This window comes from Qipengyuania mesophila (assembly GCF_019711655.1).
In the GTDB taxonomy this organism is placed as follows: domain Bacteria; phylum Pseudomonadota; class Alphaproteobacteria; order Sphingomonadales; family Sphingomonadaceae; genus Qipengyuania; species Qipengyuania mesophila.
The window spans coordinates 249,869-260,026 of record NZ_JAIGNU010000004.1 but is presented as its reverse complement, the minus strand read 5'-3'; the positions used below and the strand labels follow the sequence as shown (position 1 = coordinate 260,026).

Sequence of the window (10,158 nt, the reverse complement as noted above, 5' to 3'; positions counted from 1 at the left end):
GGGGGAAGACGAAGTCGACGTCGGGCTTCGAGTAGAGCACGTCGTACTGGTTGGCGAGCTGGAGGTTGAGGCCGAGGTCCTCGAGCGTCGTGCGCACCTCGTGATGGTAGATCGCGTGGTTGCCGTCCTCGGGATGCATGCCGCCACCGAACAGGGCGTGCTTGGCCATGAACAGCATGCGAATGCGCTGCTTGGCTTCTTCGGGGATGCGAAGGGGTGCGATGGATTTGGTCATGTCGGCCCGTTGAGCTGTTTGCGCGCCCCTTAGGCCTGCTGGTGCCCCTCCACCAGAACTTTGTCACGCGCCGGTTTCCGCTTGCGCCGGGACGATTCCGCGATAGCCTCGGAATTGTCGCGCAATCGGAGGAGCTTGCGGCGTGGGTATGAAGGCCTGGTACGACCGACACATAATGCCGCGCTTGATCACCGCCGCCTGCGGGCAGGAGGGGATCGAGAATCGCCGCAAGCAGGTGGTGCCTCTGGCGCAGGGGCGGGTGTTCGAACTGGGCTGCGGAGGCGGGCTCAACCAGGCGCTCTACGATCCCGCGCAGATCACCTCGTTTTCAGGCATCGATCCGCATGAAAAGCTGCTTGACGGGGCGCGGGCGCGGGCGCGCGAGAAGGGCTGGGAGGCTGACATCCGGCACGGTGTGGGCGAGGATATTCCCTTCGCCAGCGGCTCGTTCGATACTGTGGTGTGTACCTACACCCTCTGTTCGGTCGAGGATCCGGGCGCGGTGCTGGCGGAAATGTGGCGCATCCTCGCGCCGGGGGGCAGGTTGCTGTTTCTCGAGCACGGACGCGCGCCCGATGCCGGGGTCGCGCGTTGGCAGGAGCGGTTCGAGCCCGTGTGGAAGCCGCTCGCCGGGGGGTGCCACCTGACCCGTCCGATCGGTGCATCGCTGCGCGGCGCGGGCTTTGCGGTCGAGCCGCTCGGGCAGGCCTATCTCGAGAAGACGCCCAAGGTCCTGGGCTGGATGGAATGGGGGGTGGCGCGCAAGGCATGAGGGCCGGCGGGCAAGTGCCGCGCCGACCCCTTGCTATGCCTATTCGTCGCCGAAGGTGCGCTGCCACCAGCCGCGCTTGGGCTTGCCAGCTTCTTCGGGTTCGGCGCTGTCCTGCGGCGCAGGTTCCGGAGCGGTTTCGGCAGTAGCCTTGACCGGCGCCTCCGCCGGCTGTTCGGCCTCTACTTTCTTCTTGCGCGGTGCGCGCTTCTTGGGCGCGGGCTTGGCGTCGGCTTCCGCACCCGCTTCGGCCGTTTCGGGCGTCTCGCTGGTGGTTTCGGTCTCGGCCTTTTTCTTGCGCGGCGCACGCTTCTTGGGCGCGGGCTTGGCCTCGGCTTCGTCCTCTGCCTTTGCGGCAGCGTCGGTGTCGGCCTTCTTCTTGCGCGGTGCGCGCTTCTTGGGCTTGGGCTTCTCCTCGGCTTCCGCGTCGGCGGCAGCTTCCGCCGTTTCGGGCTCGCCTTCGGGCCCGGCGACCACAGCCATGTCCTCCTCGACAGCTTCGGAGACCTGCTCGAGCTGCTCGGCGTCCTCGGCCGTCACCTCGTCGGACTTGCGCCCGCGACCGCGTCCGCCCCGACGGCGTCCGCCGCGCCGACGGCGCTTCTTCGGACGGTCTTCGCCGTCCTCGTCTTCGCTCGTTTGCTCGGTGTCGTCGCCATCGTCGGCGTCGTCGCCATCTTCGTCGGAATGGTCCTGATAGTCGTCGTCGCGCTGGCGGGTCTTGCTGCGCCCGCGTCCACCGCGGCGGCGACGACGCTTGTTGCGCGGACGATCATTGTCCTCGGCTTCGTCCTCGTCGATTTCGTCGACGATGTCCTCGTCGTCCTCGTCATCGACGATCGGGTCGAAACGCGGCGCGTCCTTGGGCTTGGGGCCATGGCTCGAGACGCTCATCTTGGCGCCTTCGTCTTCGCCCTCGGGGACGACTTCGACGGTCACAAAATAGCGCTGTTCGATCTCCATCAGATCGGCGCGCTTTTCGTTGAGCAGGTAGATCGCCGCTTCGGTGCTGGCGGCGAGGCGGATGGTCGAACCCTTGCCCTTGGCGGCTTCGTCCTCGATCAGGCGCAGCGCCGAAAGGCCCGCGCTCGAAGCGGTGCGGACGAGACCGGTGCCGTCGCAATGCGGGCAGTCGCGCGTGGTCGCCTCGAGCACGCCGGTGCGCAGGCGCTGGCGGCTCATTTCCATGAGGCCGAAGCTCGAGATGCGGCCGACCTGGATGCGCGCGCGGTCGTTCTTGAGCGCTTCCTTCATCGCCTTCTCGACCTTGCGCGTGTTGGAGTGGTGCTCCTGGTCGATGAAGTCGATGACGACGAGGCCGGCCATGTCGCGCAGGCGCAGCTGGCGGGCGATCTCGCGCGCGGCTTCCAGATTGGTGTGCAGCGCGGTCTGCTCGATATTGTGCTCCTTGGTGGAGCGGCCCGAGTTGATGTCGATCGAGACCAGCGCTTCGGTCGGGTTGATGACGAGGTAGCCGCCGCTCTTCAGCTGGACGACCGGATCGTACATCGCCTTCAGCTGGTCCTCCGCGCCATAGCGCTGGAACAGCGGGACGGGGTCCGAATACTGCTTCACCCGGCGCGCATGGCTGGGCATCAGCAGCTTCATGAATTCCTTGGCCGACTTGTAGCCGGGCTCGCCCTCGACCACGACTTCCTCGATGTCGCGATTGTAGATGTCGCGGATGGCGCGCTTGATCAGGTCGCTGTCCGAATGGATCAGCGCGGGCGCGGAAGAGGACAGCGTGCGTTCGCGGATCTCGTCCCACAGGCGGGCGAGATAGTCGAAGTCGCGCTTGATCTCGGTCTTGGTGCGGCTGAGGCCCGCGGTGCGCACGATGAGGCCCATCGACTTGGGCAGGCTGAGGTCCGAGACGACCTGCTTCAAGCGCTTGCGGTCCGACGCGCTCGAGATCTTGCGCGAGATGCCGCCGCCGTGGCTGCTGTTGGGCATCAGCACGGTGTAGCGTCCGGCGAGGCTGAGATAGGTGGTCAGCGCGGCGCCCTTGTTGCCGCGCTCTTCCTTGACGACCTGGACGAGCAGCACCTGGCGGCGCTGGATGACGTCCTGGATCTTGTAGCGGCGGCGCAGCGCCATGCGCTTGGCGCGCGCTTCGTCGACTTCCTTGGCGCGGGTGCGGCCACCCTTGCCCTGGCGGCGGCCACGACCACGGCCACGCCCACGACCGCGCGAACGGCTGTCGTCCTCGTCCGAATCCTCGTCTGATTCGTCTTCCTCGTCCTCGTCGCCGTCGAGATGGCCTTCCTCGATCGTCGCGACCTCGTCCTTGTCGGAGGTGTCGACTTCCTCGAGGCCGTCTTCGGCAAGATCTTCGGCAAGCGCTTCGGCGCTTTCGTCCTCGGCGTCGTATTCGTCGCCGGGCATTTCGCCGCGGTCTTCTTCCTCGTCGCGCAGGCGGGCTTCTTCCGCGGCCGCCTCGGCCTCGGCGGCGAGCAGCGCTTCGCGATCTTCCTTGGGGATCTGGTAGTAGTCGGGGTGGATTTCGCTGAAGGCGAGGAAGCCGTGGCGATTGCCACCGAAATCGACGAAGGCCGCCTGCAGCGAGGGTTCGACCCGCGTAACCTTGGCTAGATAGATATTGCCCTTGATCTGCTTGTGATCGGCAGATTCGAAATCGAATTCCTCAATCCGGTTGCCCTTGAGCACCGCCACCCGGGTTTCTTCCTGGTGGCGCGCATCGATAAGCATGCGCGTTGCCATGTAGTAATCTCCAGCCGCGTGCGCGCAGGGATGACCCTGCCAAGCCGCGGCGTATCATGTTGGAAAGTCCGCGGCCCGTCCTGGGCATCGCGGTGTTTGCGAACCGGCCAACGCCTGCAGATGCGACGGGCCGGGTATTCGTGACTGCGGGGCTGGTCCTGCGCTGCGATTGCGCTGTCCGACCCGACGATGCGGCAAAGGCGGAAGCCTGTGCTGCGCTGGTCGGGGAAAAACGGGCCATGTCCGGCATCAACCTGTATTGCATTGGGTCGGAGCGGCTGCGCCGCTGCGTCCTGAAAAAGAACGGTTTTTTCCGATGACCCTCTTCGTCGCGTCGATATCGCGCCGATCGGAGGCACCGGGCAAACCGGTAATATGTCGCTAGCACCGTGGGTTTCGTACGGCAACCATATTGCGTCATTCGGCAACAAGGCCCTAACCAAGCGGGGCCATGACGATCCGGGCCCAACTCATGCTGCTGGTCCTGCTGCCACTCGCCCTTGTCGTGGCGCTGGTGGCAACGGCGCAGCGCATTCCGGTGCCCATGATCGGGCGCGCCTATGTCGTGCGCGTCACTCTGCCCGAAGCCGATGCTCCCGCTGCCCTGCCGCAAGTCGCGGGAAAGGCCGGGCTTCCGCTGGTGGTGATCGACGCCGGCCATGGCGGACACGATCCGGGCGCTTCGGGGCAGGGCTACCGTGAGAAGGCGATCGTGCTCGGGCTGGCGCGCGCACTGCGCGACGAACTCGAACGCGAAGGCAAGGTCCGGGTGGCGCTGACGCGCGACGACGATCGCTATCTCGTCCATGCCGAACGGGTCGGGATCGCCCGGCGGCTCGATGCCGACCTGTTCCTCTCGATCCATGCCGACAGCGCGGGCGACGCGGAACAGGTCACGGGGGCGAGCACCTACACGCTGTCGAACAAGGCATCGAGCGAGGCGGCGGCGCGGTTCGCCGAACGCGAGAACGCGGCGGACCGCCTCAACGGGATCGACATCGGCGGGCAGAGCGACGTGGTGAGCACGATCCTGGTTGAATTGTCGCAGCGCCGTACGCAGGAGCAATCGGCCGAGTTCGCACGGCTCATCCGACGCGAGGGCGAGGGCACCATCCGCTTCCACCCGCAAGCCGAACGTGCGGCGGCGCTGAAGGTGCTGCGCGCTCCCGACGTTCCTTCTGTGCTGTTCGAAAGCGGCTACATCACCAACGAGGCCGAGGCCCAGCGGCTCGCCTCTCCGGCGGGACGCGCCCGTTTCGCCAAGGTCATGGCACGCGCGATCAGGATCTATTTCGCTCGGCAGCAGGCAGGCTGAGCAGGTCAATTCTCTCCAACGCATTCTTCGTTCTGGCGAATTGCAGAATGAGCGTGCTAGAGGCCCCATCCACATCATGTCCGACCAGCCCGCTCTCGACTATTACCGCTATCGTATCAGCCGCGACCCCAAGCGGCTGATCGCCTGGTTCAACGACAATTGGGCGCATAGCCGCCGACTGCGCGTCGGATGCTACATCGGCGGAATCGCGGTGGTCATGCTGGTGCTCGCCTGGGCCACGCTGGGGCGCAACCTGCCCGACGCCGAATCGCTGCTCGAATACGAAACTCCGCTGCCCACCGTCGTGCGCGGGATCGATGGCGAGATCGTCAACACCTATGCCCGCGAGCGCCGGGTGCAGCTGCAGTATGGCGATTTCCCGCAGAAGCTGATCGAGGCCTACCTCTCGGCCGAGGACAAGACCTTCTTCAGCCACGGGGGTGTCGACATCACAGGCACGCTCGGCGCGGTCGTCGACTATGCGACCAAGTTCGGGTCGGGCGAGCGCGCGGTCGGCGGATCGACGATTACCCAGCAGGTCGCGAAGAACCTGCTGCTGGGCGACGAATATTCGGTGACGCGCAAGCTCAAGGAGATGATCCTCGCCACGCGCATCGAGAGCGTGCTGACCAAGCAGGAAATCCTCGAACTCTATCTCAACGAAATTCCGCTCGGTCGGCGCAGCTTCGGCGTGCAGGCGGCAGCGCGGGCCTATTTCGACAAGGATGTCGGCGATCTCGACCTCCATGAGATGGCCTTCCTCGCGATCCTGCCCAAGGCGCCCGAACGCTATGGCCGTACGCGTTATCACGACCTGGCGATCGCCCGGCGCAATTTCGTGCTCGACCAGATGGTCGCCAACGACTTCATTTCGGCAGAGGATGGCGCTGCCGCCAAGCGCATGGATCTCGGCCTCGTGCAGCAGCGCAGCGAACGCTCGGCCGATGCGGGCTATTTCCTCGAGGAAGTGCGTCGCCAGCTGATCGACAAGTTCGGCGAGACCGCCGAGGACGGGCGCAACAGCGTCTATTCGGGCGGGTTGTGGGTGCGCACTTCGCTCGATACCGAACTGCAGGATGCGGCCCGCGATGCTTTGCGCGCGCAGTTGATCAGCTATCACGGCAATCGCGGCTTCACCAAGCCGATCGCCACGCTCAATCCCGACAATGGAAGCCTGACTTCGCAGCTGGCTTCGTCGAACATTTCGATCAGCTACAAGGACTGGCGGGTCGGCGTGATTACCGCGCCGGGGCGTATTGGCTTCACCGATGGCGAGGAATATCCGCTTTCGGGCGGTCCTTCGACGCTGAAGGCAGGCGACGTGGTCGCGGCGGCCAAATCGGGCAGCGGCTATGCCATCCGCGGGGTGCCTGAGGTTTCGGGAGCCTTCCTTGCCGAGGCACCGCAGACCGGGCGCATTCTCGCCATGCAGGGCGGGTTCGACAGCCGCCTGGGCAGTTTCAACCGCGCGACGCAGGCGTTGCGCCAGCCGGGATCGACGATCAAGCCTTTCGTCTATGCCTCTGCGCTCGACCAGGGGATGACCCCGGCGACGCAGGTGCCCGACCAGACCTTCTGTGTCTGGCAGGGGGCGAACCTGGGCGAAAAGTGCTTCCGCAATTTCGGCGGGGGCGGGGGCGGTGTGCACACGATGCGCTGGGGTCTCGAACAGAGCCGCAACCTGATGACCGTCCATATAGCCGACGACACCGGAATGGACAACGTCATCAAGACCTTCCAGCGGGTCGGGATCGGCAGCTACGACCCTTACTATTCCTTCGCGCTGGGCGCGGGCGACACGACCGTCGCAAGGATGGTCAATGCCTATGCGGCACTCGCCAACTGGGGCCGCCAGAACGCCGGGTCGGTGATCGATTACGTGCAGGATCGCGACGGCAAGGTCATCTTCCGCACCGACAAGCGTGATTGCTCGAGCTGCAACATGCCCGAATGGGACGGGCAGCCGATGCCGCGCTTCGACATATCGGGCAAGCAGGTGCTCGATCCCCGCACCGCCTTCCAGGTCGTCCACATGCTCCAGGGCGTGGTCACGCGCGGCACCGCGGTGCGGCTGCGCAGCCTCGAACTGCCGCTGTTCGGCAAGACGGGAACCACCAACGGCCCGACCAATGCCTGGTTCGTGGGCGGCTCGCCCGATATCATCGCCGGCATGTATGTCGGCTTCGACCAGCCGCGCAATCTCGGTGGCTGGGTGCAGGGTGGCAATACCGCCGCCACGATCATGAAGCGCTTCATCGAAGCCACCCGCGAACGCTGGCAGGCCGAGGATTTCGTCGCTCCGCCGGGCATCCGCATGGTCAAGGTCGATCGGCGCAGCGGCAAGCGCGTGTTCGAGGGTACCCCGTCGGACGAGCCGACCGCCGCGATCATCTGGGAGGCCTTCAAGCCCGATACCGAACCGCCGCGTGCGACACGTTCGGATGCGATCGCCGCCAAGCGCAACGAAATCCTCGAACTGATCCGCCGCGGACGCCAGGGGGCCCAGGCCGCCAAGGCCAACGATAATGGCGACCAGCCCGACGATTTCGTCGAGGACCAGGGTGGAATATACTGAACGGCGCTTGGCAGGCGGCGCCACAGGGTTCATGATGCGCGGCATGAAGATGTTCCGCACCATGCTGGCGGCCGCTGCGCTCGGCCTTGCTGCAACGCCCGTCCTGGCCGCTCTCGCCACCGGCGAGCAGGCACCGAAGTTCACCGCCCAGGGCGCCATGGCCGGCAAGCCGATCCGCGTCGATCTCGCCACCTCGCTCAAGAAGGGCCCGGTGGTGCTGTATTTCTTCCCCGCCGCCTTCACCTCCGGCTGCAATCTCGAAGCGCAGGCTTTCGCCGCCGCGATCGACGATTTCCGCGCGGCGGGGGCCACGGTGATCGGTATGACCGGCGGCAACACCAATCAGTTGCGCGATTTTTCGGCCAAGCATTGTGCCGGGCAGTTTCCGGTCGCGTCGGCCTCGAAGGAGCTGATCGCGCAATACGACGTTTCGCTCGGCCTGACGGACGACAAGGCGGGGTGGAGCAACCGCACCACCTACGTCATCGACACCGACGGGACGGTGGCTTTCGTCTACTCGGACCTCAAGCCGAACGAACATATCGCCCGCAGCCTCGCCGCGGTGCGCTCGCTCGCGCGCAAGTAAGCAGACCATCCCATCTTTCCCGCGCCGCGCGTCTGCGCTAGGCGGCGCGCCCGCGTACCTTTTTCCAGGAGAGTTCCATGCGTGCCGAAGGGCAGGCCCAAATCGACCGTATCGAAGCGGCACTGGCGCTGGTCAGGCAGTCGCTCGACTGGGAGCGCGCCCTGCGCCGGCTCGACGAGCTCGATGCGCGCGTGCAGGACCCGACGCTGTGGGACGATCCCAAGCAGGCGCAGGCGATCACGCAGGAACAAAAGCGCCTCGAAACCGCGATCAGCACCGTGCGCGAGATCGAAAGCGAAATGGCCGATGCGATCGAATTCGTCGAAATGGGCGAGGCCGAAGGTGATAGCGAGGTCGAGCGCGAAGGGCTGGATACGCTGTCGCAACTCGCCGAACGCGCCGATCGCGATAAGGTCCAGGCGCTGCTTTCGGGCGAGGCCGACGGCAACGACACCTATCTCGAAATCCACGCCGGCGCGGGCGGCACCGAAAGCCAGGACTGGGCGGACATGCTGCTGCGCATGTATGCCCGCTGGGCCGAACGCCGCGGCTTCAAGGTCGAGACGGTCGAATACCAGGCCGGCGACCAGGCCGGGATCAAGAGCGCGACGCTGCTGATCAAGGGCGAGAACGCCTATGGCTATGCGAAGACCGAGAGCGGCGTGCACCGCCTCGTCCGGATCAGCCCCTACGACAGTTCGGCGCGGCGCCACACCAGCTTCAGCTCGGTTTGGGTCTATCCGGTGATCGACGACGACATCGACATCGAGATCAACCCGGCGGACCTCAAGATCGACACCTACCGCGCTTCGGGCGCGGGCGGCCAGCACGTCAACACCACCGACTCGGCGGTGCGTATCACCCACCAGCCGACCGGAATCGTCGTCGCCAGCCAGAACGACCGCAGCCAGCACAAGAACCGCGCGACTGCGATGGGCATGCTCAAGGCGCGCCTGTTCGAACGCGAGATGGCCGAGCGCGAGGCGGCGGCATCGGGCGAATATCAGGAAAAGAGCGACATCGGCTGGGGCCACCAGATCCGCAGCTACGTCCTCCAGCCCTACCAGATGGTCAAGGACCTGCGTACCGGCGTGACTTCGCCCACGCCCGACGACGTGCTCGACGGCGCGCTCGACCCGTTCATTTCGGCCGCACTCGCGCAGCGCGTGACCGGCGAGACGGTCGAGGTGGAGGATACCGAGTGAGCCTGCGGCTCGCCTTGCTGCTTCCGGTCGCGCTGCTGGCCGCCTGCAAGGGTCAGGCGGGCTTCGACGACGGCGAACCGCGCTTCCCCGAACCCGACAGGCCGGTGTCCGAGATCGGCTCGAACCAGTTCTCGACCGAGGACCAACGCGACAGCCGGGGCGAGGCGCAGACCGTGATGGACCTGGCCCAGCTCGAACCAGGGATGACCGTGGCCGATATCGGCGCGGGCAATGGCTATTACACCGTCCGCCTGGCCGAACGTGTCGGCGCCAAGGGCCGCGTGCTGGCGCAGGATATCGACCGCGATGCACTCAGCCGTCTGGCCCGACGTATCGAGCGCCAGCGGCTGGAAAACGTGTCCATCCGCTTGGGCGAGACAGCCGATCCGCGGCTCCCCGCGAACAGTTTCGACCGCATCTTCATGGTCCATATGTACCACGAGATCGGGCAGCCCTACGAGTTCCTCTGGCGCATGTGGCCTTCCCTGCGCGAGGGCGGCCAGGTGGTGGTGGTCGACATCGACCGACCGACCGACCAGCACGGCATCGACCCGCTGCTGCTGAGCTGCGAATTCGAGGCGGTCGGCTACGAGCTGGTCGAGTTCAAGGACGCGCCCCAATTGGCGGGGTACTATGCACAGTTCAAGGCAGCCGCTACGAGGCCCGCTCCCGGAGAGATAGAGCGCTGCCGCGGCGACCGTGCCGCGCTGCGCGATGGGGCCCAGCGCCCCGCGAAAAGAGAGAAAGCGTAA

The 10,158-nt window shown here is 65.9% G+C and carries 8 protein-coding genes and 1 pseudogene; 7 read left to right on the top strand and 2 right to left on the bottom strand.

Features of this window, described 5'->3' with window-relative positions; all coding sequences use genetic code 11:
* Positions 1–235: pseudogene (locus tag K3181_RS15485) on the bottom strand (D-alanine--D-alanine ligase family protein); the annotation flags it as partial.
* Between the two features lie 148 nt (positions 236–383).
* Between K3181_RS15485 and K3181_RS15480 the strand changes: the two are divergent.
* Entirely contained in the window at positions 384–1,007 is a 624-nt protein-coding gene (locus K3181_RS15480) for a class I SAM-dependent methyltransferase (protein WP_247715206.1), read from the top strand.
* Between the two features lie 39 nt (positions 1,008–1,046).
* On the opposite strand, the gene K3181_RS15475 is transcribed toward K3181_RS15480, so the two are convergent.
* Positions 1,047–3,725, bottom strand: coding sequence for an Rne/Rng family ribonuclease (locus K3181_RS15475; protein WP_221604023.1), 2,679 nt, complete (start codon positions 3,723–3,725; stop codon positions 1,047–1,049).
* A 56-nt stretch (positions 3,726–3,781) separates the two neighbouring features.
* Here K3181_RS15475 and K3181_RS15470 point away from each other — a divergent pair, with 56 nt between their 5' ends.
* The 6 genes from K3181_RS15470 (at position 3,782) to K3181_RS15445 (ending at position 10,158) form a co-directional block, all read left to right on the top strand.
* The gene (locus tag K3181_RS15470) at positions 3,782–4,045 is read left to right on the top strand and encodes a hypothetical protein (protein WP_221604022.1); all 264 of its coding nucleotides are present in this window, start codon (positions 3,782–3,784) and stop codon (positions 4,043–4,045) included.
* A gap of 131 nt (positions 4,046–4,176) precedes the next feature.
* Complete coding sequence (locus K3181_RS15465) at positions 4,177–5,040, top strand: N-acetylmuramoyl-L-alanine amidase family protein (RefSeq protein WP_221604021.1); 864 nt, start codon at positions 4,177–4,179, stop codon at positions 5,038–5,040.
* 76 nt (positions 5,041–5,116) lie between these two features.
* On the top strand, positions 5,117–7,615 hold the full coding sequence (locus K3181_RS15460; RefSeq protein WP_221604020.1) for a penicillin-binding protein 1A: 2,499 nt from the start codon (positions 5,117–5,119) through the stop codon (positions 7,613–7,615).
* 43 nt (positions 7,616–7,658) lie between these two features.
* Complete coding sequence (locus K3181_RS15455) at positions 7,659–8,201, top strand: peroxiredoxin (RefSeq protein ID WP_221604019.1); 543 nt, start codon at positions 7,659–7,661, stop codon at positions 8,199–8,201.
* Between the two features lie 77 nt (positions 8,202–8,278).
* Entirely contained in the window at positions 8,279–9,406 is a 1,128-nt protein-coding gene (gene prfB / locus K3181_RS15450) for a peptide chain release factor 2 (protein WP_221604018.1), read from the top strand.
* Entirely contained in the window at positions 9,403–10,158 is a 756-nt protein-coding gene (locus K3181_RS15445; protein ID WP_425594556.1) for a class I SAM-dependent methyltransferase, read from the top strand. The genes prfB and K3181_RS15445 overlap by 4 nt, the downstream gene beginning before the upstream one ends.

Excerpts from the sequence above, each read along its gene's own strand:
- K3181_RS15480 (WP_247715206.1), top strand. The coding sequence starts at position 384 with ATGAAGGCCTGGTACGACCGACACATAATGCCGCGCTTGATCACCGCC.
- K3181_RS15475 (WP_221604023.1), bottom strand. The coding sequence starts at position 3,725 with ATGGCAACGCGCATGCTTATCGATGCGCGCCACCAGGAAGAAACCCGG.
- K3181_RS15470 (WP_221604022.1), top strand. The coding sequence starts at position 3,782 with ATGTTGGAAAGTCCGCGGCCCGTCCTGGGCATCGCGGTGTTTGCGAAC.
- K3181_RS15465 (WP_221604021.1), top strand. The coding sequence starts at position 4,177 with ATGACGATCCGGGCCCAACTCATGCTGCTGGTCCTGCTGCCACTCGCC.
- K3181_RS15460 (WP_221604020.1), top strand. The coding sequence starts at position 5,117 with ATGTCCGACCAGCCCGCTCTCGACTATTACCGCTATCGTATCAGCCGC.
- K3181_RS15455 (WP_221604019.1), top strand. The coding sequence starts at position 7,659 with ATGAAGATGTTCCGCACCATGCTGGCGGCCGCTGCGCTCGGCCTTGCT.
- prfB (WP_221604018.1), top strand. The coding sequence starts at position 8,279 with ATGCGTGCCGAAGGGCAGGCCCAAATCGACCGTATCGAAGCGGCACTG.